The sequence below is a fragment of the Streptomyces sp. AM 4-1-1 genome (assembly GCF_029167625.1).
Classification (GTDB): Bacteria; Actinomycetota; Actinomycetes; order Streptomycetales; family Streptomycetaceae; genus Streptomyces.
Map to the genome: position 1 here is coordinate 712,241 of NZ_CP119145.1, position 24,244 is coordinate 736,484.

General features: G+C 74.3%; 14 protein-coding genes and 1 pseudogene. 5 read left to right on the forward strand and 10 right to left on the reverse strand.

Annotated elements, in window-relative coordinates:
- Window positions 1-178: 178 nt before the first annotated feature.
- The gene (locus PZB75_RS02810; RefSeq protein WP_275533692.1) at window positions 179-2,524 is read left to right on the forward strand and encodes a TIM-barrel domain-containing protein; all 2,346 of its coding nucleotides are present in this window, start codon (window positions 179-181) and stop codon (window positions 2,522-2,524) included.
- A gap of 58 nt (window positions 2,525-2,582) precedes the next feature.
- On the opposite strand, the pseudogene PZB75_RS02815 reads toward PZB75_RS02810, so the two are convergent.
- The 5 genes and pseudogenes from PZB75_RS02815 to PZB75_RS02835 all read right to left on the reverse strand — a co-directional run bounded on the left by PZB75_RS02815 (window position 2,583) and on the right by PZB75_RS02835 (window position 7,673).
- Window positions 2,583-3,115, reverse strand: a pseudogene (locus PZB75_RS02815) (NUDIX domain-containing protein).
- A gap of 166 nt (window positions 3,116-3,281) precedes the next feature.
- A complete protein-coding gene (locus PZB75_RS02820) occupies window positions 3,282-3,887 on the reverse strand; it encodes an ATP/GTP-binding protein (protein ID WP_275533693.1) in 606 nt (201 codons plus the stop codon).
- Window positions 3,868-4,329 (reverse strand): DUF742 domain-containing protein, encoded by a 462-nt coding sequence (locus PZB75_RS02825; RefSeq protein ID WP_275533694.1) that lies wholly within the window; start codon window positions 4,327-4,329, stop codon window positions 3,868-3,870. The genes PZB75_RS02820 and PZB75_RS02825 overlap by 20 nt, the downstream gene beginning before the upstream one ends.
- A 9-nt stretch (window positions 4,330-4,338) precedes the next feature.
- Window positions 4,339-4,782, reverse strand: coding sequence for a roadblock/LC7 domain-containing protein (locus tag PZB75_RS02830; RefSeq protein WP_275533695.1), 444 nt, complete (start codon window positions 4,780-4,782; stop codon window positions 4,339-4,341).
- Window positions 4,779-7,673, reverse strand: coding sequence for a nitrate- and nitrite sensing domain-containing protein (locus PZB75_RS02835; protein WP_275533696.1), 2,895 nt, complete (start codon window positions 7,671-7,673; stop codon window positions 4,779-4,781). The genes PZB75_RS02830 and PZB75_RS02835 overlap by 4 nt, the downstream gene beginning before the upstream one ends.
- 474 nt (window positions 7,674-8,147) lie before the next feature.
- Between PZB75_RS02835 and PZB75_RS02840 the strand changes: the two genes are divergently transcribed.
- Window positions 8,148-8,600, forward strand: a complete 453-nt coding sequence (locus tag PZB75_RS02840) for a hypothetical protein (RefSeq protein WP_275538558.1) — start codon at window positions 8,148-8,150, stop codon at window positions 8,598-8,600.
- A gap of 35 nt (window positions 8,601-8,635) precedes the next feature.
- Here PZB75_RS02840 and PZB75_RS02845 read toward each other — a convergent pair whose 3' ends face one another.
- From PZB75_RS02845 to PZB75_RS02855, 3 genes are all read right to left on the reverse strand, one after another.
- A complete protein-coding gene (locus tag PZB75_RS02845; protein ID WP_275533697.1) occupies window positions 8,636-13,498 on the reverse strand; it encodes a hypothetical protein in 4,863 nt (1,620 codons plus the stop codon).
- A 96-nt stretch (window positions 13,499-13,594) separates the two neighbouring features.
- Entirely contained in the window at window positions 13,595-14,518 is a 924-nt protein-coding gene (locus PZB75_RS02850) for a hypothetical protein (RefSeq protein ID WP_275533698.1), read from the reverse strand.
- A gap of 58 nt (window positions 14,519-14,576) precedes the next feature.
- On the reverse strand, window positions 14,577-16,103 hold the full coding sequence (locus tag PZB75_RS02855) for a hypothetical protein (RefSeq protein ID WP_275533699.1): 1,527 nt from the start codon (window positions 16,101-16,103) through the stop codon (window positions 14,577-14,579).
- A 235-nt stretch (window positions 16,104-16,338) separates the two neighbouring features.
- Between PZB75_RS02855 and PZB75_RS02860 the strand changes: the two genes are divergently transcribed.
- From PZB75_RS02860 to PZB75_RS02870, 3 genes are read left to right on the forward strand one after another with little or no spacing between them, the layout of a single operon-like run.
- On the forward strand, window positions 16,339-17,103 hold the full coding sequence (locus tag PZB75_RS02860; RefSeq protein WP_275533700.1) for a 5-oxoprolinase subunit PxpA: 765 nt from the start codon (window positions 16,339-16,341) through the stop codon (window positions 17,101-17,103).
- Entirely contained in the window at window positions 17,100-17,822 is a 723-nt protein-coding gene (gene pxpB / locus PZB75_RS02865; protein ID WP_275533701.1) for a 5-oxoprolinase subunit PxpB, read from the forward strand. Before PZB75_RS02860 ends, pxpB begins: the two co-directional genes overlap by 4 nt.
- Window positions 17,819-18,700, forward strand: a complete 882-nt coding sequence (locus PZB75_RS02870) for a biotin-dependent carboxyltransferase family protein (RefSeq protein ID WP_275533702.1) — start codon at window positions 17,819-17,821, stop codon at window positions 18,698-18,700. Before pxpB ends, PZB75_RS02870 begins: the two co-directional genes overlap by 4 nt.
- Window positions 18,701-18,897: 197 nt before the next feature.
- On the opposite strand, the gene PZB75_RS02875 is transcribed toward PZB75_RS02870, so the two are convergent.
- Both PZB75_RS02875 and PZB75_RS02880 read right to left on the reverse strand, forming a co-directional pair.
- Entirely contained in the window at window positions 18,898-22,560 is a 3,663-nt protein-coding gene (locus PZB75_RS02875; protein ID WP_275533703.1) for a hydantoinase B/oxoprolinase family protein, read from the reverse strand.
- Between the two features lie 117 nt (window positions 22,561-22,677).
- Window positions 22,678-24,096, reverse strand: a complete 1,419-nt coding sequence (locus tag PZB75_RS02880) for a HEAT repeat domain-containing protein (RefSeq protein ID WP_275533704.1) — start codon at window positions 24,094-24,096, stop codon at window positions 22,678-22,680.
- Window positions 24,097-24,244 lie beyond the last annotated feature (148 nt).

Consider the following 24,244-nt stretch of genomic DNA (forward strand, 5'->3'; position numbering starts at 1 on the left):
CGAAGGGTGTGCGCGTGCGGCGAGGCGGCTGTCAGGACGATGCCATGTGATCGTCCTTCGCACCAGGGCACTCCGGCCGTCGCCGGTGTGGCCGGTTGTCCGCCTGTGCGGTCCCGGGTGGATGAACGGCTGCTGAACGGCGCCCGCCGCCGGTCCCATGGGTGGCAGGGTGAACCCTATGGACGGTCGTGACCTGGTGCGTTCGGCGAAGAGGGTCGTTTCGGTGCGTCGGTTGCGCGCGGTGCGTTCGGCGTGGTGGCGGTGGCGGACGGACGCGGCGCTGCCGTCGCGCGTCGCCGAGCGGGCGCGGGTGCCGGGTCGGGCGGTGGGCGCGGAGCCGGGGCCGGGTGGTGGCGTGGTGCGGTTCGCGCGCTCGCGGCTGTGTGTCCGGGTGGTGGTGGGGGGTGCGGTGTTCTGGGCGTGGGACGGGGCGGAGCCGTTGCCGTCGTACGCGCTGGCGGGCCCGGTTCCCGAGGCCGACGCGCGGGCGGTGCTGGAGCCGGACCGGGACGGTGGCTGGCGGGTGGTGTCGGAGCGGGTGACGGTCGTGGTGTCACCGCACGGGGCGGTGGAGGTGCGGACGCCCGGGGGTGTGCTGTTGCGGCGTGAGTCGCCGCCGCGCTGGTGGGAGCCGGTGGCGGGCGGCCCCGCGCGGTGGGTGCAGCGGTCGGAGGTGCCCGCCGACGCGCGGTTCTTCGGCCTCGGCGGGCGGGCTTCGGGTCCTCGGCTGCGTGACGGCTCGTACCGGCTGTGGAACACCGATCCGGGCGCGGGCTTCGGTCCGGGTGACGATCCGCTGTACCTGACGATGCCGGTGCAGGTGGTGGTCTCGGACGCGGGGACGCATCTGGCGTTCCACGACAACTCCTGGTCCGGGCGCGTGACGCTGCGCGAGGGCGAGGAGGGGGCGGGTTCCGGTCATGACCGGACGGGGACCTGTGAGGTCCGGATGGACGGGGGGCCGTTGCGCTGCTGGGTGGTGACGGGGACGCCGGCCCGGGTGCTGCGGGGGTGGACCGCGCTGACGGGGGCGCCCGCGGTGCCGCCGTCCTGGGCGCTGGGTCCGCAGCACGCCCGGTGGGGGTTCGGGAGCGAGCGGGAGGTGCGGCGGATCGTCAACGGGTACCGGGACCGCGGGCTGCCGTTGTCCGCGCTGCATCTGGACATCGATCACTACGACGGGCACCGGGTCTTCACCGTGGACCGCGGCCGGTTCCCCGATCTGCCGGGGCTGGCGCGGGAGTTGCGGGCGGGCGGGGTGCGGCTGGTGTCGATCGTCGATCCGGCGGTACGGGTGGAGCCCGGGTACGGGGTGTTCGACGGGGGCCGGGCGGTCGGCCGTTCCGGGGCGTTCGTCCGCGACGCGCGGGGACGGATGGTGCGGGGAGTGGTCTGGCCGGGGGTCTGCGGGTATCCGGACTTCACCGATCCGGAGGTCCGGGAGTGGTGGGGTTCGCTGTACGCGGAGCGGCTGGCGCAGGGGTTCTCGGGGGTCTGGCACGACATGAACGAGCCGGTGTCGTTCGCGGCTTTCGGCGATCCGACCCTGCCGCGTTCGGCGCGGCACTCCCTGGAGGGGCGTGGGGGTGATCACCGGGAGGCCCACAACGTGTACGGGCTCACGATGGCGCGCGCCGGGTACGAGGGGCTGGCCCGGCTGCGGCCGGACGAGCGGCCGTTCCTGTTCTCGCGCTCCGGCTGGGCGGGGATGCAGCGGTACGGGGGGACCTGGTCCGGTGATGTGGCGACGGGATGGCCCGGACTGCGGGCCTCGCTGGCGTTGGTGCTGGGACTCGGGCTGTGCGGCGTTCCGTACTCGGGGCCGGACGTCGGCGGTTTCGACGGATCGCCCTGCGCCGAGCTGTATCTGCGCTGGTTCCAGTTGGGCTCGTACCTTCCGCTGTTCCGCACCCACGCGGCGATCGACGCGGGGCGGCGGGAGCCGTGGGAGTTCGGGCCGCGGGCACTGGCGGGCGCGCGGGCGGCGCTGGCGGAGCGGGAGCGGCTGCGGCCGTACTTCGTGACGCTGGCGTGGCTGGCCCGGCTGACGGGTGCGCCGTATGTGCGGCCTCTCTGGTGGGCCGCGCCTGAGGACCGCGCACTGCGGGACTGCGGGGACGCGTTCCTGCTGGGTGACGCGCTGCTGGTGGCGCCCGTGCTGGAACCGGGCGCCGACCGGCGGGCGGTGCGGCTGCCGGCCGGGCGGTGGTACGACACGGTGACGGGTGAGGCGTACGAGGGCCCCGGGCAGGTACTGCTCGACTCACCGCCCGAGCGGGTGCCGGTGCTGGCGCAGGCGGGCGCGGTGGTGCCGGTGCGGGGCGCGGACGGGGGGACGGAGCTGGAGGCGTGGGCCCCGGCGGCAGGGCGGACCGGAGGGGGCGCGGTGGTGCGGGACCCGGGTGACGGATGGGCGCCGCCCGAGGTGGAGCGGTACACGACGCGCTGGGTGGACGGCCGGGTGGTGGTCGGGCGGGACGGCGGTGGGCCCGTGGGGTGTCCGGTCCGGGTGCGCGGGCTCTGAGCGGTACGGGTGTGCGAGGTGGCGCGGGCTCGCCGGGCCGGTCGTACGTGCAGACGGGTCAGCCGTACGCGCCGGCGAACCAGGAGCGGACGGCCCGGGTGTGCAGGGGAAGGCCAGCTCGGTGGGGGCGCGCAGTACGTGGTGGCCGGAGGTCTCGTCGGTGGGGGCGGACGGCGGGAGGTCGGTGGCGGGGCGTTCGGGGAGCAGGCCGAAGACCAGCAGATGGCCTTCGGGTGCGCTGAGGACGTCGGCGAGGCGGACGTCGTGCCGGTCGGCCTCGATGCCGGTCTCCTCGCGGAGTTCCCGTACGACCGCGTGGCGCCAGTCCTCGGCGTGGTCGACGAAACCGCCGGGGAGGGCGATGCCACCGCGCATCGGTGGGACCGTGCGGGTGATCACGACCAGGCCGCTGCCGTGCCCGTCGGTGACGGGGAGCAGCGCGACGGCCACCGGAAGCGGGTTGCGGTAGGCGGTGTCGCCGCAGACCACGCAGGTGCGGGGCCAGGAGCCGACGGGTACGAGGGGGCCGTACGGGGCGCCGCAGGAGGCGCAGTGGGAGTCCTTGACGGGTGTCTTCGTGGGCGCGGGCACGCGGGGACTGTACCGGCCCCTTACCCAGCGTGCGGGGGCGGGCTCGTCCCGTGCGGGAACGGGCCGACCGGGACCACCCCCGTGGGCCCTGGCCGGCCGTTCTCCCTCACGGACGCGGATGAGCCGTCTCCGGTTCTCCGCCGGCCGCGGTCGTGCCGGATGTTCCTCAGGTCGTGGCGGGCTGACGCTGCCGGTCGACACGCGCGAGGGCGTGTTCGACGACCGCGACCAGGACGTCCCGTACCGACGAACGGTCCCGGGCGTCGCACATCAGCACCCTCACCTCGGGGTCGAGGTCGAGCGCCGCCCGTACCGTCTCCGGCGGGAACCGGTCCGCGCCCTCGAAGCAGTTGACGGCCACGGTGAACGGGATCGCGCGGCGCTCGAAGTAGTCGACCGCCGCGAAGCAGTCCTCCAGGCGGCGGGTGTCGACGAGGACGACCGCGCCCAGGGCGCCCTGGGCCAGTTCGTCCCACAGGAACCAGAACCGGTCCTGTCCGGGGGTGCCGAAGAGGTAGAGCACCAGGTCCTCGCGGAGGGTGATCCGTCCGAAGTCCATGGCCACCGTGGTGGTGGTCTTCCCCTCGACGCCTTCCAGGTCGTCCACGGGACGGCCCGCTTCGGTCAGTCTCTCCTCCGTACGCAGGGGTCTGATCTCGCTGACCGTGCCCACCAGGGTCGTCTTGCCCACTCCGAAGCCGCCCGCGACCATGATCTTCAGGGTGACGGGCGGGACGGGCCGCTTTCTGCGGCTAGAGCGCCCGAAGGCCATTGATCACCTCTCGGAGAAGGTTCACGTCCGGCAGCTCGGCCGGCGGAACGGGGCGGGTCACGTGCACGAGTTCGTCCTCGACCAGATCGCCGACGAGCACCCGGACCACGCCGACGGGGAGGTCCAGGCCGGCGGCGAGTTCGGCGATCGACTGGGGCGTGTCACTGCACAGTTCGACGATCTCCACGTGTTCCGGGGAGAGCGTCTGGTCCTGGCCGGGGTCGTCGGCCGCGGGTGCGGGGACGACGACCGCGATCAGGTCGAGCCGGTGGCGGGACGCGCTGTCGGTGCGGCCCCGTGTCATCGCGTACGGACGGACGACGGGCCCCGCCTCGGCGTCGAACCAGTGCGCCGGTTCCCGGGCCTGGGCGCGGGTATGCGGCCGGGAGCCCGGGGTGGGGCGGCGGCCGCCCGCGCCGTGGGGGGAGGAGTCAGGGTTCATGCCATCGCCTCACCCTCCGGCTGAGAGACCGGTCGTCCGGGGGGAGTTGGCCAGGTGGACCCCCACGCGCTTGACCATCAGCGTCATCTCGTACGCCACCTGGCCGACATCGGAGTCGGCGTCCGCCAGCACGGCGAGACAGCTGCCGTCACCGGCCGCGGTGACGAAGAGGAACGCCTCGTCGAGTTCGACGATGGTCTGGCGGACCCTGCCCGCTTCGAAGTGGCGCCCGACCCCCTTGGCGAGGCTGTGGAAGCCGGAGGCGACGGCCGCCAGGTGTTCGCTGTCCTCCCGGCTCAGATCCCTCGACGTGCCGGTGGGGAGGCCGTCGCTGGAGAGCACCAGCGCCTTGTTGATGCTGCCGACCCGCTCGACGAGTTCGTCGAGAAGCCAGTTGAGTTCGCCGGACCCTTGGCGTGACGCGTCGGGTGCTGCGGCGTTCGGTGCGGTCATCGACCGTCCCCTCCCGGAGTTGTTCCTCGTGCTGTGTCACCGGGGCCCGTCACGTCCTCGGCGTTCTGCCGGCGGCCGCGCTGCCAGCCGCGTTGAAGCGATGCCATGCGATCGCGCACCTCGTCCGCGTCGCGTTCGATGTCGTCGGCCGTCTCCCGCGGCGTGGTGCCGGGTACCCGGCCGTCGGTGGTCTCCCGGAGCTGCGGGGCGAGACTGGCCTGCCTGACCCGGCGGGGCAGACCGCTCACGGTGTCCGGGGTGAGCGGCGGTGCCGTCGGCCGGGCGGCGGGCGGCGGGTCGTGCGGATCGGTGTGCGCGTGCGGAGCCGGACCCGGGTCGTGCCGCTCGCGGGTGCGCGATTCGGCGTACGGGGACGGGCCGGGTCCCGGGCCGTGCTGGTCGCGGGTGCGCGGCGCGCCGCGTTCGTGGGTACGCGGGCCGGGCAGGGGCGTCACGGAGGTGACGCGCGGTGCGGGTTCGGCGGGGGCGGTCTCCGGCCCGGCGGGCCCGGGGTGGGCCCGGCCCGCCTCGTCCACCCGGCGGCCCCGGTCGACGACCAGGGTCGGCGGCTTGCGGCGGGGCAGCGGAGCGGGCCCTTCGGGGCGCACCGAGCGCAGGCCGGGGGCGGCTTCGGGTGTCCGACCGGGCGGCTGGTGGCGCTGCTCGCCGCCGTCCGCGCGCCTGAGGTCGCGGGAGCGGAAGATTCCGCCGCGCTCGCTCTCGGTGTCCTCGATGTCGGACACCCCGTCGAGCACCGGGTCGTGGCCGAAGTCGAGCGTGCCGACGGGTCCTTCGAGTTCGACGGGGCCGTCGAGCAGGCCCGCCGTGACCGTGGTGAGCGGGGTGGAGCCGTCTTCGGCGGGGCCGGTGGTCCGCTCGTCGCGCGCGCCGTGGGCCGGGACGCCGTCGCGGCGGCTCGTGTCGGGCCGGGGCCTGCCGCCGCCGATCGCCTTCTCGGTCCTGCGGTCCAGCCGGAAACCGGTGCCGTCGGGCTCGGGGGCGTCGGTCAGCAGGGCCCCCGGGATGAAGACGACCGCGGTCGTCCCCCCGTACGGCGAGGTCTGGAGCGAGACCCGGACGTTCTGCCGCTGGGCGAGCCGGCTGACCACGAAGAGTCCGAGCCGGTCGGTGTCGGAGAGTTCGAAGTCGGGGGTCTCGGCCAGTCTCAGATTGGCGTCGAGGAGGACTTCGGGGGTCATGCCGAGGCCCCGGTCGTGGATTTCGAGGGTGAAGCCGTTGGCGACGCGCTCGCCGTGGACCTGGACCGCGGTGTGCGGGGGCGAGAACACGGTGGCGTTCTCCAGGAGTTCGGCGATCAGGTGGGTGAGGTCGGCGACGGCGGGGCCGCCCACTCCGATGCGCGGCAGGCGGCGGACCTCGATCCGTTCGTAGCTCTCGACCTCGGCGACCGCGGCCCGTACCACGTCCATGAGCTGGATCGGCTTGCGCCACTGCCGGGACGGGGCCGCGCCGGAGAGGATCACCAGCCCCTCGGCGTGGCGGCGCATGCGGGTGGTGAGGTGATCGAGGCGGAAGAGGTCCGCGAGTTCGTCGGTGTTCTCCGTGCGGCGTTCCATCGTGTCGAGGAGCGTCAGCTGGCGGTGCAGGAGCACCTGGTTGCGGCGGGCGAGGTTGACGAAGACCTCGGACACCCCGCGCCGCATGTCGGCCTGCTTGACCGCGGCCTCGACGGCGGCTCGTTGCAGGGTGTTGAGGGCCTGGCCGACCTGGCCGATCTCGTCACGTTCGTAGTCCAGGTGCGGGGCCTCGGTCTCCACGTCGACGTGCTCGCCCGCCGCGAGACGGCGCATCACGCTCGGCAGCCGGACCCCGGAGACCTCGTGGGCGTCCTTCCGCAGCCGGGAGAGGTCACGGACGAGCCCTCGGCCGATGCGTACGGAGACGATGATCGAGACGAGGACGGCGAGGAAGCCCAGGACTCCGGCGATGCCCGCCTTGATGAGGATGTTGTAGCCGGCCGGCTTCCCGCGGTCCCGGAACCGGTCGGCCGCTCGGGTGCCCTCGTCGGCGAGGCGGTTCAGGACCGGGGTGGCCACCTGTTGCCAGCGTTCGGGGTCGACCGCGCCGGGGTCCTGGGTGGGGCCGTCGGTGATGAGGCGCTTCTCGACGGTGCGCAGCGGTTCGCTGTCGGGGCCCGACCAGTACCGCTCCACGCGGCGGCGTTCGGCGGCGGGCAGGACTTCGAGGTTGACCTCGTACAGCAGTTCACGGTTGGCGGCGAGGTCGGAGACCTCCCGGAGTTCGGTACCGGTGAGCCGGCCGCCGACGAGCGCGGAGCTGACCAGGGCGTCCTCGCGGGACAGCATCTCGCGGGCCCGGGACAGGCCGGCCAGCGCCCGTATCTGCTTGTCCATCGACACGTTCTCCATCGTCTGGAGCCCGGTCATGAAGCGGTAGCAGGGGTCGATGAGGCTGTTGTAGAAGGCCATGGCGCGGGTGCGGTTGACGGTGCGCTGCTCGACCGACCGGCGGAGCGAGTCCAGGCCGTCGACGGAGTCGAGGATCGAGGTGAGCTGTGCCCGCTCACCGCTGCTCAGGGCCTTGCGGATGTCCTTGCGTCCGGTGTTGTTCCTGACGTCCGCCACGATCCGGTCGGTCGCGCTGTGGCGGCGGTGCAGCAGGGGGACGGAGTCGGACGCCCGGGGGTCGGCGAGGAAGACGAGAGTCTGGCGGCGCTCGTCCTGGAGGACCCGAATGGTGTCCTCCAGGGGTCGGCTGATCTTCCGGGCGACCGTGATCCCGCCCATGAGCTGGGTCGCCTCCCGCCCGGTGAGGACGGTGGCGAAGCCCCAGAGCGCGGTGAGGGAGACGAGCGGCACCAGGAGCAACGCCACGATCTTCCTGCGGATGGATTTCCCGCGAAAGCGCATGGCCTCCCCCAGCTCAACCCCGTCGCTGGGGCGATGTCCGTCAACAAACGGCGCGAGCCTACTACCGCGCCATGAACAACTCGAAGAGACGTCCGGGCGGTTTTCGGCCGTCGGATCGGCGTTCGATCATGAGTTGTCCGGGTATTCCAGGAGATGGTGGAGACGCGTCCGGCAGAGAAATCCCGTCAGGCGGCTGCTCCGCCCTCCTGGGCAGATGGCTGGAATTATTCGTTCCGTAATGTTCTGAGGGAATCTTCGTAGTTGATCAATCGTCTGTACATATGGGGGTAGGGGGAGTCAGGGGCGCGCGCACGGTTGAGCGGATTCGTCCGCCGCGTGGAAACCTCGCACACCGGGCAGCCACCCTGACGTCGGACAGCGGTGGGGAGTTGAAGTTCCTTGGACACGGAAGAGCGTCGGAGCACGGTGTCTTCGGGCGGAGCGGGGGCACCTGGCGTGCCGCCCTCGTCCGGAGTGGCACGCGGTGCCGGGGCGCGCGGTGCGGCGGCGCGGGCCGCCGATGAGGGAAGGGATGCCGCTCGGCGGCAGCTCTGGGTGGAGGAGCCCGCGGTACGGCGGCGGATGCCCGATCCGGTGCGCGCGGCGGCGGTACGCGCCGTTCTCATAGTGGCGTTGACGCTCATTCAGGCGGTGGTGGCCTTCCTGTGCACACTGGCCGGTTCCTGGCTGGCCTTCCCGATGGTGTTGAGCGGGGTCGCCAGCACCGTGGTCGCCACCTGGGCCGCGCTCGACGTCTGGGTCACCCGTCAGGTGTGGAACCAGCGGCATGGGGTGGTGTCCGTGCCGAGCAGTACGGCGCGTCGGCAGCGGCGCGAGCGGCGCCGGGCCCGGCGGGCGGCGCGCTCGGCCGGGCGGGGTGCCGGGCGGATACGGAGTGGTGACGCGGGCCGTCTGTCGCGAGCCTGATCCGCCGGGCGGCGCGGCCCGCGCCGCGAAGGAGGTCAGGCGGGGGCCGCGTCGGTGCCGGCGCTGGTGGCGGCACCGACGCGGGTGCCGGCGCCGCCGGTGGCCGTTCCGCCGGCCGGCCGGTCCGTCGCCGGGTCGGACGAAGCGGTCGTGGTCGTCGTCCGCTTGAACATCCGGGTGGCGGTGATCTCACCGTGCACCGTCTCGGCCTCCGGGTCCTGCTGCGGAAGACCGGGCCTCAGGTGTTCCTCGACGCTGATGTACTTCAGCCCCGCCCGCAGGTCCGCGTCATTGCGCAACCGGATGACCAGCGGGAACTCCGCGAGCGCGGTCGTGTCGAAGAGACCCGTGGTGTAGAGCAGCTGGACGCCCAGCGCGTCCGCCACCGCCCGCTGGAGTTCCAGCAGATAGGTGGCGTTCGCCCGGCCGATGGGGTTGTCCAGGAAGAGCGTGCCCGCGTGCCGGTGCCGGTCCCGCCCCCGGTCGTTGCTGCGCAGCGCCGCCATGGTGCAGTACAGCGCGATGGCGGCGGTGAGCAGCTGGCCGCCGGAGAAGACGTCGCCCATCTGCCCGACCGGCACCCGCTCGGCGCGGAGCACCGCGTCCGGCTTGAGGATCTCGACGGCGATGCCCCTGGGTTCCAGCGCGGCCTGTACGCCCCGCAGCAGCAGGGACATCCCGTCCCTGCGCAGGTCGGAGTTCTTCCTGAGCGCGGCGCGGGTGGCCTCGTCGACGACCTCCCCCAGCCGCTCGGTGAGCGTCGTCTGGTCGGGCTCCTCGAAGCGGATGCGCAGGAACTCCTGACCCGACCACTCCCCCAGCCCCTCGGGCAGCCGGGAGAGACGCTGGGCCGAGCGGAGGGTCGTGAGGGCCGACTCCACCAGTCCGCGAAGCCGGTCGACGATGGAGTCGCGGTTGCGTTCCAGCTGGGCCAGCTCGTCGGTGAGGACCCGGAGCCGGGGGGCGAACGCGGCGGCCCACTTCTGCGCGTGTTCGGGGAGGGCGGCCGCGGGAAGTTCGCGGATCTGCTGGCGTGCCGGGGTGCGGACCTGTTCGTACCGGGTGGAGTTGGCGTGCCGGACGAGCACGTCGCTCGCTTCCCGTACGGCGCTCTCGGCCGACGAGAGGTCGGCGGCGCAGCCGCGCAGTGAGCGGCGGGTCTCGCCGGCCGACCGTCTGGCCTCGTCGAGGCTGCCCGGGTACGGCTCCGGGGCCTCGGCGGTCTCCTCGTCGGGGCCGTGCGGGTCCCTCAGCAGATCCCGCAGGAGCACGGCGGCCTCGTCGAAGCCGCCCACGGAGTCCTCGGCGGTGCGGTGGGCGTGCAGCAGCTCGCCGTGGGCGGCGCGAGCGGTGTCCAACGCGTCGGTGGCGGCGGTGAGTTCGGCGGTGGCGGTACGGAGCAGGGTCTGGGCCTGCCCGGCGTCGGCGGGGACCAGACCGTCGGGGAGCTCCGTGTGGGTCTCGCCGTCGGCCGGGGCGAGGCGCTCGGCCTCGCCGCGCAGCCTGCCCAGCTGCTCGCTCGCTGTCGAGGCCCGGGTTTCGAGGAGCTGGACCAGGGACTCGGCGCGGGCGGCGGCGGCCTGGCGGGAGGGGCCGTCGGCGCCGTCCGTACCTTCCAGGAGCTGGGCGGCGCGGGTGCGGACCTTGTTGGTCAGCCGGTCCAGCTCGGTGAGCGCGGCGCTCTCGTCGCTCTCCGCACGGGCCTGTTCGGCGCGCAGGTCGGCGCCGACGCCCACCTTCTCGTACAGCTGCGAGGCGGCGCGGTACGCCTCTCGGAGGGTGGGCAGTGCGGGGCGCCGCACCCCGCCGTCGGGCTCGGGGAGGACTTCGGGGGCGCCTGCGATCTCGGCGCGCTCGGCACGCAGCGCGCGGGCCGTGCGGCGGGCGTCGTCGGCGGCGCGCTGGGCGCCCCTGCGGTCCTCGTCGCAGGCGCGGGCCCGCTCCAGACAGGCCGTGGCACGGGCCTCGGACTCGGCGGTCTCCTCGGTGAGTTCGCGGAGCTTCGCCTGCCATCGGGTGCGTTCGCGCAGGCGGTGGGCGAGGCCCGCCAGGGCGTCGGCGACCCGGCGGGCGCGCTGGGCCGCCTCCTGGCGCTCGTCGCGGACCCGGGCGGCGTCGGCCGCGGCCTCCTCGCTCTCGGCGCGGGCGGTGCGGGCCTCGTTGAGCGCCGCCTCGGCGGTCTCGGCCGCGGCTCGGGCGGTGCGGGCCGCCCCGGCCAGTTCGGCGAGCATGCCGGGAGGGCAGTCCGCGCGCCAGGAGCCGATGCGGGAGGCGAGCGCCCGGTCGGCGCCGAGGCGGTTCGCGAGGGTGCGGATCTCCTCGTCACGTGCGGTGGCCCGGGTCCGGAGCGCCTGCCGCTCCTCGTCGGCGGCGTGTTCGTCGTGCATGGCGGGGTTCGGCGGGACCAGGAAGACCCCGTCCGTGCCGCTGCCCGCTCCCCCGTCGGCCGGGACGGGGGCGAGCAGTGCGGCGGTGGTGCCGACGGCCACGGCGGAGCGCGGAAGGAGGGCCGCGCCGCCGAGGACGTCGCGGGCGCGGGCGTGCGCGCCGGGGTCGGTGATGACGACGCCGTCGACCAGCTCGGGCCGGGCGGCGAGCACGGCCGCGTGGTCCGCGGGGTCGACGGCCTGGGCGAGGTAGCGCCAGCCGGGCAGGGCGGGGATGCCGTGTTCGCCGAGGAATTCGACGGTGGCGAGGACGTCGGGGCCGGGCGGCAGCAGTCCGCCGTCGCCGAGCGCGCCGAGGATGCGCGCGTCGTCGGCGGCCGCGGTCCTCAGGTCGAACAGCTGACGCTCGGCGGAGGTGACGCTCCGGTCGAGGAGTTCCCTCAGTTCGTCGGCGTTGCGGTCGAGTTCCTCGGCGGTCAAGGAGCGTTCGGAGGGCTCCGTGGCGAGGGGGGCCGCTGCGGCCTTCCGCTCGGGGCCGGGGGCGGTGGCCGCGCCGGGCCCGCCGCCGGAGCCGTCCCCAGACGCCGCCGTGTGCGGTACGGCCGCCTCGGGTGCGGGGGCCGCACCGCTGCGGGGGCGGGGTACTCCGGAGGCCGGGGCGGGGGCCGGGGGCAGTCCGAGGAGATCCGCGAGCCGGGGTTCGGCGGCGATGGACTCGGCGGCCCGCAGCTCCGCCTCGTAGGCCTGCTCGGCGGCCCGCGCGCCGTCGGCGGCGCGCGCCGCGGCGAGTTCGGCTCGGCTCTCCGCCGACGCGGTCTCCCTGGCCCGGTCGGCCGTCGCCCGCGCGGCCTCCTTCGCGGTGTCCCAGGCGGCGACGGCCGTCTGTTCGGCGTCGCTGGCGGCGAGCGCGGCGCGCGCCGGGTCGGCGTCCGGCGCGGTGTCGTCGAGCCATCCGGCCCGTACGGCTTCGGCGGTCTCCTGCTCCACCTCGGCGAGGCGCTGGCGCAGGTGTCCGGCCTCGCTGCGGGCGCGTTGTGCCTCGGTGGCGGCCGCGGTGGCGTCCCGGTGGGCCGCCTCGCCCGCTGTCTGGAGGGTGTCGGAGCGCTCCTCCTCCTCGTTGGCGACGCGTTCGCCCTCCTCGGCCGCGGTGTGCAGGGCGCGTACGAGGTCGGCGGCGGCGGTGGCTCGGGCGGCGAGTGCCGGGGCGGCGTCGCGTTCGGCCTCACGGATGGCGGCGGCGACCCGTGCCGAGCGGTCGGCGGCGGCGCGGTGGCGCAGTACGGCCTCGGCGGCCTGCCAGGCGGAGTGCAGGGTCCTGGCGTCGGCCAGCTCGCGGCGCTGGGCGGCGGCGCCCTTCTCCGCCGCGGTCAGGGCCAGCGAGGCGTGTCGGTAGGCGAGTTCGGCGGCGATCAGGGCGCGGCGCCCCCGGGTCTCCTCGGCCGCCGTGACGGTGTGCGCGGCGGTGGTGACCTGCTGGGCGAGGTCGGCGGTGCGGAGGCGTTCGCGGGCGGCGCGTGCGGAGAGCCGGCGGGCGAGTGTGCGGGTGCGGCGCTCGGCGCCCGCGTGGATGTCACGCGCCCGGGAGCGGGTGTCCGCGGCTTCGACGATCCGGCCGAGGAGGTCGACCGATCCTGCGGTGAAGTCGCGCTCCGCGGTGAGTTCGGCGCGGCGGCCCAGTTTGTTGCCGAACCCGCTCACCAGGTCGGCCAGTCCGTCGGTGTCCCGGGTGTCGGTGACGGCGCGCAGCAGCAGATCGGTGAAGTCGGAGTCCTTCTTGACCGCGAAGAGTCCGGCTGCCTCACCCTCGTCGGCGTTCATCTCGCGCTGGTAGCGGAAAAGTTCGGGGTCCAGGCCGAGGTCACCGAGGTGTTCGTTCCACCGGTCGTGGATCTCTTCCCAGTGCACGTCGAGATGGAGGTAGAACTTCCCGGCCTCGGTCAGGGCGTCGCGGAAGCCCTTCATCGTGCGGCGGCGTCCGTGCGCTCCGGACGCGCCGTCGGTGGGGCGGCGGACGGAGGTGGCCTCGGCGACCGGGAGCGAGTCGAGGCTGAGTCCGGGGCCGGGGCGGAAGGAGTACCACGCCTCGGCGAACTTCCGGGGGTCGTTGGAGACCTGCCGTCCGCGCCATTCGCTGACCTTGCCGACGACGACGCATTCCCCGGTGAGGGTGTGCTGCCACTCCAGGGCGACGTGTCCGCAGTCGTCGGCGAGCAGGAACTTCCGCAGCACTCCGGAGCTGGCGCCGCCGAGGGTGTTGCGGTGGCCGGGCAGCATCACCGAGAAGATCAGCTTCAGCAGGACGGACTTGCCGCCGCCGTTCTCCAGGAAGAGCACTCCGGCGGGCGCGGGGCGGCGGGGCGGGCCGACCGGTTCGTCCTCGAAGAACTCCGCCTGGGCCGGTGCGGGGCGGGGCACGGGTTCGCCCACTCCGCGCAGGTCGAGCACGGTGTCGGCGTAGCGCGCACCGGCCGGTCCGATGGAGTAGAGGCGGACCCGGGACAGCTCGTACATGGCGGCGGACTCTCGTCGTTCAGGCGGCGGAAGGGATGCGGCGGTGTGGGGCACGGTGGCCCGGGGTGTCCGGGCCGCGCGTGGGGCCGGGCCGGGTCAGGGGTGGAAGGGCAGGCCCGCGTCGGCGGCGAGTTCCAGATCGTCGCCCTCGGGTGGTGGCAGCAGGGTGGCCGTGCCGTCGCTGACGGGGACGACGCCCAGTTCGAGCAGTTCGGCCATGGCGGCGCTGCCAGCCATGTCGCGGATCTGGAGCTGGTAGCGGGCCGTGGTGCGGAAGGTGCCTCCGGCGTCGTCCCCGGTGCGCTGGAGGAAGCCGGAATCGGTGAGGAAGGCGACGGCCTTGCCGATGATTCCGGTGGTGGAACCGGCCAGCCGTCGGGCGTCCTTGGTGGCGCCCGTAGCGCTGCGGCGGGCGTAGACACGCCAGCCCGCCTCCAGGCCGGGGGCTTCGGTGACGGGGTCGGTGTTGTCGCCGTGTTCCTCGGCGCGCTCCTCCAGACGGCGGCAGGCCTGGCGTACGAAGGCGTCCACGCCGTTGACCGTGATCCGGCCGATGTACGCGTCGTCGGCGAGGTCCTCGGGGCGCGGGAAGGCCATGGCGGCGACGGCGAGGTGGGCGAGGCCGTGCAGGAACCGGTCGGCGGCGTCGGACGAGGCGCGGCGGGCGTAGTCGCCCATCCGGACGGCGAACACCGAGTCCTCGTCGGCCGTGACGGCCATGCCCGCGCGGGCCGACACCTCCAGTACGACGAGTCCGAGCCCGGTGGCGACGGCGTCGGCGAGCCGGGCGAAGGCGGGGGCTTCGCGGTAGCGGCGGAGCAGTTCGGCGTACTCGGCGTCGCGGGCGGGGGCCAGCTTGGGCTGGAGTCCGAAGGCGACGAGCCGGGCGGCGTCCGCCGCGTCGGCCGGGGTGACGGTGGCGGGCGCCGGCGCCGTATCGGGGACCGCGGCACCGTCCGGTGCGTGGGAGACGGTCGGGTCGCCCCACGCGTCGGTCTGCTCGGCGTGGTGGTCGCTCACGGCTGGGGCTCCTCGGTGCGGTGGTTCGTCGGTGCGGGGCGGGGCGCTCCGGGGCGGGTCACGCGGCTTCCGTCCGGTCGGCGGCCGTTCCGGCCGCGTCCAGCAGGGCCGTGCCCACGATCAGGTCGGCGCCGCCGAACTCCGGGTCGTCGAGCTCCGTACCGTCGTCGACGGAGAACAACAGGCGTCGCTCTCCCTGACGGTAGGCCGTGCCGACGGGCGGGCTCGCCGCGTGGACCGCGAGGAGGGCGACCAGATAGGGCAGTTCGGGATCGCGGACGCGGGCCTCGGCGAGCAGCCCGGAGAGTCTGCGCGGCGCGTCGTGCTCCAGGTCCAGCAGTTCCATCGCGTTCGCGAGCTGGTCCTCGGTGAACCTGCTGTCGTCCGGGGTGGCGATCAGATCGGGCTCGGGCATCTCCGCGCCCAGGTGTTCCCGTTCCATGGGCGGGGTGAGCAGCATGCCGACCAGGTCCGCCACCCGTACCGAGGTGGGGGTGCGCAGTCCGGTCCCGTGGGCGAAGAAGGCGTCGGTGACCCGGATGCCCTGTTCGACGGGGAGCGGCAGCAGCGGGGCCACCAACTGTCCGTACAGATCGAGGCCGGTGCGGCCGGTGGGGGCGGCGAACGCCTGCCGGTCCTGTTCGGCGCGGAACAGCGGGCCGGCTTCGAGCAGCCGGGACTGGAGCTGGGTGTGGCGGCGGATGCAGTCCTTGACGATGTCGACGAGCTCGGCGGCGCGGCGCTTGTTCTCCGGGTCCTCGGCCTCGTCCCGTGCCTTCCGGATGTTGGTGAGGATGGCGTTCTCGTGGCGGTAGCGGTCCGCGACGTGGTCCAGGGCCTCGGTGATCATGTCTGGCACGGCGTTGAGCCAGTCGACCGCGCGGACGTTGCGCCGGGTCGCCTCCAGTGTTCTGCGCAGGGTCTCGGCGTACTGCACGGTCCGGTAGCGGGCCTGTTCCGCGGCGAGCTGGGCGTCGGCGAGGCGGCCCCGGCTGATCAGGACCTCCAGCTTCACCTCCGCCGCGATCTGGGCACTCGTGACGTCGGTGTCGAGCGCGCCGACGAGGACGTTGACCGCTTCGTCGGTGGTCCGCAGATACACCCCGCCGCCGTATCCCGGGACCTCCTCGATCAGCTTGAAGTCGTAGTCCCTGCGCACGTAGAGCCCGTCGGGGCCGAAGGTGCCGTAGACCGCGCGGAAGCCCCGGTCGACGCTGCCGACGTTGATGAGGTTCTCCAGGACCCAGCGGGCGACGCGTTCGTGCTCGGCGGCCGGGCGGTGCGGGGCCTGGGCCGCGATGCGCGGCAGCAGTCGCGCCACCATCTGGTCGTGGTCCGCGCCCGTGTCGAAGTCCATGGTGAGGGTGACCAGGTCGATGGCGGATAGGGCGACCTCCGCCATCGTGTAGACGGTGTACTCCCCGGCGAGGTTCGCCTTGCGCACGTCGAGGTCGTGCAGCGGCGCCGTGCAGGCGAGCGCGCGCAGCCGGCGCGCCAGCCCCTCGTCGGCCGCTGGGCCGGGGGCGGGCCGCGCCCCCGCGCTGAGCTGGGGCGCAGCGTTGTCCGTGTAAGCAGGCGAAGTCACGTTGCACAGATTAGGTCCTCGCACCGACAACGGTCGAAACGGCGCAGATGCGACCGGCCGCCGCCGGGCCGGGTGCGGGGTACGCCCGGGGTCACGGGCCGTCGGCCGTCGGCGCACCGGTGCGCCGACGGCCGCCCGCAGGGCAGGATGCTGTTCGCCGGCACCTCGGCGGCCACCGCCGGGCCGGTGTCGCGCACCGCATCACATCCGTACGGAACGAAGGACGGTGAACGGCGTGGTCGAGGCTTCCATCGATCTCAACGCGGATCTCGGTGAGGGGTTCGGGCGTTGGCGGCTCACCGACGACGAGCGGCTGCTCTCCGTCGTCACCAGCGCCAACATCGCCTGTGGTTTCCACGCCGGGGACGCGGTCACCATGCGCCGGGTCTGCGAGTCGGCGGCGCGGCGCGGCGTGCGGGTGGGCGCGCATGTCGGTTACCGCGATCTGGCGGGCTTCGGCCGCCGCTCCATGGACGTGCCGCCCGAGGAGCTGGTGGCCGACGTGGCGTACCAGATCGGGGCGTTGGAGGTGTTCGCGCGGGCCGCCGGGAGCCGCGTCTCCTACGTCAAGCCGCACGGGGCGCTCTACAACCGTGTCGTCCACGACGAGCGGCAGGCCGCCGCGGTCGTCGAGGGGGTGCTGCTGGCGGGCGGGGCGCTGCCCGTGCTCGGACTGCCCGGTTCGGTGCTGCACGAGTGGGCCGAGAAGGGCGGGCTGCCCACCGTGTCCGAGGCGTTCGCGGACCGGGCGTACACCGCGGCGGGCACGCTCGTGGAGCGGGGCCTGGACGGGGCCGTCGTCTCCGATCCGGCGACCGTCGTCGAGCGGTCGCTGTCGATCGCCCGGTCGGGGCTCGTCACCTCGCACTGCGGCCGGCCGGTCGATGTCGGGGCGCGTTCGCTGTGTCTGCACGGTGACACCCCCGGCGCGGTGGAGCTCGCCCGGCGGGTACGGGACCGGCTGGAGGAGTCGGGCGTCCGGGTGGCGGCGTTCGTATGAGCGGCGAGGCCGAGGACCGCCCCGGGCGGTCGGAGCACGTCGACCGCGGTGGAGGTCTCCGGGCGGGCGGCGAAGTCCTCGGGCCCGGCGGTGCGGCGCGTCCGCGGGTGCTTCCGGTCGGTGAACGCGCGCTGCTCGTCGAGTTCGGCGGCGGGGCCGGGGCCGAGGCGTTCCACGCCGAGCTGCTGCGCCGCCGCGCGGCCGGCTCGCTCCCCCCGGTACGGGAGATCGTGCCCGCCGCGCGCACCGTGCTGCTGGACGGACTGGACGATCCGGAACGGTTCGGGGCGCTGCTCGCCCACTGGGAGATCCCGCCGCTCCCGTCGGACGAGCGGGGGACGATCGAGATCCCGGTGCGGTACGACGGGCCCGATCTCGCGGTGGTGGCCGACGTGTGGGGCGTACGGCCGCGGGAGGTGGCACGAATCCACACGGCGGCCGAATTCCGGGTGGCCTTCTGCGGGTTCGCGCCCGGCTTCGGCTATCTGACGGGACTGCCCGAACGGTACGAGGTGCCGCGCCGTGCGACGCCCCGTACCGCGGTCCCCGCCGGGTCCGTCGCGCTCGCGGGCCCGCATACGGGCGTCTACCCGCGTTCCTCCCCCGGCGGCTGGCAGCTGATCGGCCGGACGGACGCGGTGCTGTGGGACCACGGGCGGGCGCCGGCCGCGCTGTTGACACCCGGTACGCGGGTGCGGTTCGTGGCGCGGGAATCATGACGGGCCGGGTGTTCACCGTGGTCCGCGCCGGTTCGCTGACCTCCGTACAGGACGAGGGACGGCCCGGCCACGCCCATCTGGGGGTGCCGCGTTCGGGATCGCTCGACGGTCCGGCGGCCCGGCTCGCCAATCGGCTGGTCGGCAATCCTTCCTGGGCCGCCGTCCTGGAGACCACCCTCAACGGGTGCGCGGTGCGACCCGGCCGGGCCGTGACGGCGGCGGTGACCGGGGCGCACTGCCGGGTCCTGGTCGACGGACGGCCGGCTCCGTGGGGAGCCCCGGTGCGCGTCCCGGCCGGGGCGGTGCTGGAGGTGGGCGGCGCCGAGCGCGGGGTGCGCAGCTGTCTGGCGTTCGCGGGCGGGGTCGCGGTGGAGCCGGTGCTCGGCAGCCGCTCCACCGATCTGCTGTCCGGACTGGGCCCGGCGCCCCTCGCGGACGGCGCGGTGCTGCCGTTGGGTGAACCGTGGGGGCCCGCACGGTACGCGGGCGTGGCGCCGTTGCCCGGTCCGCCGGACGTGCTGGTGCTGCGGCTGGGGCCGGGGCCGCGGACCGACTGGTTCACCCCGGACGCGCTGCGCACCCTGCGGTCGGCGGTGTACCGGGTGTCCTCGTCGAGCAACCGCGTCGGGCTCCGCACGGAGGGACCCGCGCTGGAACGCGCCGTGCCGGGTGAACTGCTCAGCGAGGGGATGGTGCTCGGAGCCGTACAGGTGCCGCCGGACGGGCGGCCGGTGGTGTTCCTCGCCGACCATCCCACGACCGGCGGCTATCCGGTGGTGGGCGTCGTGCCGGAGGACGATCTCGCGGCGGCGGCCCAGGCCGCGCCGGGCACACCGGTGCGCTTCGTGGCCACGCGCCGGGCGCGGAGCCGGGACTGAGCCGGTCCACCGGCGAACGACGACCTGGCCCCGGCCGGGACCCGGACCATCGGCGGAACCGGAACCGAGGCCGGCCGCCGGGTGCCGGACGCCGGGTGCCGGGTGCCGGACGCCGGTAGGGCGTGCCGGGACCAGGTGCCGGAAGCCGTACCCCGGGCACGCGTGCCGGACCCCGGGTACGGCGTACCGGACCCCGGTCAGGCGCCCCCGGCTCCCCCGCGCCCGCCCCGGCCCCCGTGCTCCTCACCGCCCGCAACCGTCCCGTATCCCCCGCCGCCGGGTGTCCGCAGCACCAGTACGTCCCCGGGCCCCACCGCCGCCGTGTCACACCCCTCCAGCTCGGTCCGCGTCCCGTCCGCGCGCTCCACGTACTGGCTGCCGAGGGCGCCCGGCCGTCCGCCCGCCATCCCGTACGGCGGCACCCTGCGGTGTCCGGAGAGCAGCGTCACGGTCATGGGTTCCAGGAAGCGCACCCTGCGCTCCACGCCGTCGCCGCCGCGCCGGCGCCCCGCCCCTCCGCTGCCCTCGCGCACCCGGAAGCTCTCCAGGAGTACCGGGTACCGCCATTCGAGGACTTCGGGGTCGGTGAGCCGCGAGTTGGTCATATGGGTCTGCACGGCGTCGGTGCCGTCGAAGCCGTCGCCCGCACCGGAACCGCTGGCGACCGTCTCGTAGTACTGGACGTGGTCGTTGCCGAAGGTGAGGTTGTTCATCGTGCCGGAGCCCTCCGCCTGGACGCCGAGCGCCGCGTAGAGCGCGCCCGTGACCGCCTGGGAGGTCTCCACGTTTCCGGCGACGGTCGCCGCGGGGTGGACGGGAGCCAGCATGGACCCCTCCGGGACGCGCACCTCCAGGGGCTTGAGGCAGCCGCTGTTGAGCGGGATGTCGTCGGTGACCAGTGTCCGGAAGACGTAGAGGACGGCGGCGGTGACCACGGACTTCGGGGCGTTAAGGTTCCCCGGCTGCTGGGGCGAGGTACCCGTGAAGTCGAGCACGGCGCCGCGGGACGCGCGGTCCACGGTCAGCGCGACCTCGATCACCGCGCCGTTGTCGGTCTCGTACCGGCAGGAGCCGTCGCTCAGGCCGTCGATGATCCGGCGTACGGACTCCTCGGCGTTGTCCTGGACGTGGCCCATGTAGGCGTCGACGACGTCCGTGCCGAACTCGTCGGTGACGCGCCGCAGTTCGGCGATCCCCTTCTCGTTGGCCGCGATCTGGGCGCGCAGATCGGCGAGGTTGGTGTCCGGGTCACGGGAGGGATGGGGAGCGCGGGTGAGCAGTTCGCGGGTCTCGGCCTCACGGAACTCACCGCCCCTGACCAGCGGCCAGTTGTCGAAGAGGACGCCCTCCTCGTCGACGGTACGGCTGAAGGCGGGCATCGAGCCGGGGGTGATACCGCCGATCTCGGCGTGGTGGCCGCGCGAGGCGACCAGGAACCGCAGCGCGTCACCCGCTTCGTCGAACACCGGGGTCACGACGGTGACATCGGGCAGATGGGTGCCGCCGTGGTACGGATCGTTGATCGCGTACACATCACCGGGGCGCATGGTGCCGCGGTTGCGGCGCAGCACCTCCTTGATGGACTCGTCCATCGATCCCAGGTGTACGGGGATGTGCGGGGCGTTGGCGACGAGGTTGCCGTCCGCGTCGAAGACCGCGCAGGAGAAGTCGAGCCGTTCCTTGATGTTGACGGACCGGGAGGTGTTCCGCAGGCGCACACCCATCTGTTCGGCGATCGACATGAAGAGGCTGTTGAACACCTCCAGCATGACCGGGTCGACCCGGGTGCCGACCGCCGGGCGTCCGGCGCGCGGACGGGTCCGGGTGAGCACCAGATGGCCGGTGCCGATGGCGGCCGCCTGCCAGCCGGGGTCGACCACGGTGGTGGAGTCGTCCTCGGCGATGACGGCGGGGCCGGACACCGGGGCGGTCGGGGGAAGTTCGTCCCTCCGGTACAGCGGGGCGTCCTGCCATCGCCCCTGGGTGAACATCCGGGCCGCCCCACGCGGTTCCGGTGTTCCGCCGCCCGCCGTGCCCGGAGGGCGGGGGGCGCCCGTGCGCGGCGGACGGGACTGCGTGACGCCGACCGCTTCGACCGAGACCGCCTCGACGATCAGCGGCTTGTCGGTGGTGAAGCCGTACCGGGCGCGGTGCTCGGTCTCGAAGGCGTCCGTCATGGCGGGGACCGTGTCCAGGCCGACGGACAGGCTCGCGTCCGTCCCCTCGTACCGCAGCGACACCCGTGCGTGGGTGCTGATCGCGTGGTCCGGCACGGCGTCGGCGCGCAGTTCGGCGCGGGTGCGTGCGGCGAGTGCGTCGCAGAGGTCCGCCACGGCGTCCCGGCAGGAGGCGTCGAGTTCCGCCTCGACGGACTGTTCACGCATGGCGGTGGCGTCGGCGAGGCCGATGCCGTACGCGGAGAGCACCCCGGCGAGGGGCGGCACCAGCACCGTCTCGATGCCGAGGGCGTCGGCGACCGCGCAGGCGTGCTGGCCACCCGCTCCGCCGAAGCTGGTGAGCGCGTAGCGGGTGATGTCGTGGCCGCGCCGCACGGAGATCTTCTTGACCGCGGTCGCCATGTCGAGCACGGCGATCTCCAGGAATCCGGCGGCGACCTCGGCGGGGCCGGGGCGGGTCCCGGTGGCGCGGGCGACCTCGTCGGCCAGTTCACCGAAGCGTGTCCGTACGACGTCCGTGTCCAGCGGCAGGTCGCCGCGGGGACCGAAGACGGCCGGGAAGTGCGCGGGGCGGACACGGCCCAGCATCACGTTGGCATCGGTGACGGTGAGGGGCCCGCCGCAGCGGTAGCAGGCGGGGCCGGGAACCGCGCCCGCCGAGTCGGGGCCCACCCGGTAGCGCCTGCCGTCGAAGTGCAGCACCGAACCGCCGCCCGCGGCGACGGTGTGGATGTTCATCATCGGGGCGCGCATCCGCACCCCCGCCACCTCGGTGCCGAGCTGCCGCTCGAAGACGCCCGCGTAGTGCGACACGTCGGTGGAGGTGCCGCCCATGTCGAAGCCGATGACCCGGTCGTGTCCGGCCTGTTCGGACGTACGGGCCATGCCGACCACGCCGCCGGCCGGACCGGACAGGACGGCGTCCTTACCCCGGAAGTGCGCCGCCTCCCGCAGCCCGCCGTTGGACTGCATGAACGTCAGCCTGATCCCGGCGAGCTCGGCGGCGACCTCGTCGACGTACCGGCGCAGGACGGGTGAGAGGTAGGCGTCGACGACGGTGGTGTCACCGCGCGGCACGAGCCTGATCAGCGGGCTGACCTCGTGGGAGCAGCTGATCCGGGTGAATCCGGCCCCGCGCGCCGCGTCGGCGACGGCGGCTTCGTGGGCCGGATGGCGGTAGCCGTGCATGAGGACGATCGCCGCGCTGCGGAATCCGTCGCCCCGGGCGGCCCGCAGCCGCTCGGTGACCGCTGCCGTGTCGAGGGGCCGGACGACGGTTCCGTGGGCGTCGACGCGTTCGGGAACCTCGATGACCCGTTCGTGGACCGCTTCGGGCAGCACGATGTGGCGGTCGAAGAGGCGGGGCCGGTTCTGGTACGCGATGCGCAGGGCGTCCCGGAATCCCTCGGTGATGACGAGGACGGTCGGCTCGCCACGCCGTTCCAGCAGGGCGTTGGTGGCCACGGTGGTGCCCATCTTCACGCCCGCGACCCGGTCGGCGGGGACCGGCTCGTCGGGCCGGAGTCCGAGCAGCAGCCGGATTCCCGCGACGGCGGCGTCCTGGCGGCGGTCCGGGTCGTGGGAGAGGAGCTTGCGGGTGACCAGCTCTCCGTCCGGGCGGCGGCCCACCACGTCAGTGAAGGTGCCGCCCCGGTCGATCCAGAACTCCCAGCGCCCGGTCACTCCACCATTGTGACCCGGATCACGGACATCGGGGCGGGGGAGGAAGCCCCCGCCGCTTCGAGCGGGCGCGGGCACCGCCCGCCCCCCGCCCGTCCCCGGGACCGGCTCCCCGGTCCGTCAGACGGCCGGCGCGTCGGGACCGATCCTGCTGCGGACCGCCGTCTGCACCTCGGCCTCCTCCGCCGGGTCCGCGGCCAGCCGCCGCAGCCGTTCGGCGACCCGCACGTCGCCCGTCTCCGCGTGCCGTGCGGCGACCTCGCGGGTGGTCTCCTCGCAGTCCCACAGGCATTCGACGGCGAACCCGGTCGCGAAGGACGCGTCCGTGGCGGCCAGGGCGCGCGCCGCCCTGCCGCGCAGATGGGAGGAGGACGTCTCCCGGTAGACATGGCGCAGCACCGGGGCCGCGGAGGCGATGCCGAGCCGCCCCGCTCCGTCGACGAGGGTCCACAGCACGGGTGCGTCGGGGCCCTCGCCACGTACCGCGTCACGGAGCGCGCCGAGGACCAGGTGCGCGTCCCCCGCCCCGCCCCGGCAGGCGAGCACCCCCGCCGCGGAGGTGCCCAGGGCGTCGGGGCGACGGGCCCAGCGCCGGGCCCGGTCCACCGCCTCATCACCGCACATGCGCTCGAACGCGGCGACGGCCGCGTCGGCGACGGGACGCTCCGGGCTCACCGCCGCGGCCTCGATCAGATCGAGCACGGCGGGGTCCCGGATCTCCGCCAGATGGTGCAGGGCCGTGCAGCGGGCGCCTTCCGGGCCGCTGCGGGCGGCCTCGACGATCGCCGGGCGGTCGTCGGGGCCCGCCACGGCGGAGAGACAGCGGGCGGCGGGCACGTGCAGGGCACTGCCGCGCTCGATCCCCTGCTGCGCCCAGTCGAAGACGGCCTGGACGCTCCAGCCGGGACGCGGACCGCCGGGCCGCATCTGCCGCTGCCAGCGGTCGAACGATCCCTGTTCACTCGCGGCCCTGACCCGGGCGCCGACCGCCTCGCGCGGGTCGTCGGCCCACAGCCGCCAGGGCCGGGGCTCGTACGCGTCACGTACGGCGGCGGCGAGTTCGGCCGCGCCCCGCGCGGTGGCCGGGAACCTGCCGAGCACGGGTACGGCGAGGGAGCGCAGTCCGGCGTCGTCGTCCCGCAGGGCGAGTTCGTCGAGGGCCCAGGCCCAGTTGGCGCCGGTCGCCGCGTACCGCCGCAGCAGACCGAGGGCGTCGTCCCGGCCGTACGAGGCGAGGTGCCCGAGGACGGACAGCGCGAGACCGGTACGTGAGTCGTCCGTGTCGAGGTGGTCGTCGGGATGGCACAGATGGCGCTCGATCTCCTCGACACCGCCGTCGAGGTCGAGATAGAGGCGCGCGTAGTACAGCGAGCGGTTCTCGACCTGCCAGTCGTGCCGGGGATCGCTCAGGACGCAGTGGTTGAGAGCCGCCAGGGCCTCGGGACGTGGCGCGGCGAGCGCGTGGAGCGTGCCGTCGCCGCGGCCCCTCTGCAACAGGCCGAGCAGGGTGCCGCTCGGCGCTATGAACGGATCGAACATGGGAAAAGCCTCACATCAAGCTGTCGACGCGACCGGGACCGTGCAGTTCCAGGTGCCGGAGGGGCACCAGGTGTGTCCGCGAGGCTCCGCCCACCCCGCCACGCCCCCGGGGTGTGGGTCGGGGCCGTACGGACACGGCCTGATCCGA

Coding starts and splice junctions, on each gene's coding strand:
- PZB75_RS02820 (WP_275533693.1), bottom strand. CDS start 3,887: ATGGCCTTCGGGCGCTCTAGCCGCAGAAAGCGGCCCGTCCCGCCCGTC.
- PZB75_RS02845 (WP_275533697.1), bottom strand. CDS start 13,498: ATGTACGAGCTGTCCCGGGTCCGCCTCTACTCCATCGGACCGGCCGGT.
- PZB75_RS02835 (WP_275533696.1), bottom strand. CDS start 7,673: ATGCGCTTTCGCGGGAAATCCATCCGCAGGAAGATCGTGGCGTTGCTC.
- PZB75_RS02825 (WP_275533694.1), bottom strand. CDS start 4,329: ATGAACCCTGACTCCTCCCCCCACGGCGCGGGCGGCCGCCGCCCCACC.
- PZB75_RS02810 (WP_275533692.1), top strand. CDS start 179: ATGGACGGTCGTGACCTGGTGCGTTCGGCGAAGAGGGTCGTTTCGGTG.
- pxpB (WP_275533701.1), top strand. CDS start 17,100: ATGAGCGGCGAGGCCGAGGACCGCCCCGGGCGGTCGGAGCACGTCGAC.
- PZB75_RS02870 (WP_275533702.1), top strand. CDS start 17,819: ATGACGGGCCGGGTGTTCACCGTGGTCCGCGCCGGTTCGCTGACCTCC.
- PZB75_RS02830 (WP_275533695.1), bottom strand. CDS start 4,782: ATGACCGCACCGAACGCCGCAGCACCCGACGCGTCACGCCAAGGGTCC.
- PZB75_RS02880 (WP_275533704.1), bottom strand. CDS start 24,096: ATGTTCGATCCGTTCATAGCGCCGAGCGGCACCCTGCTCGGCCTGTTG.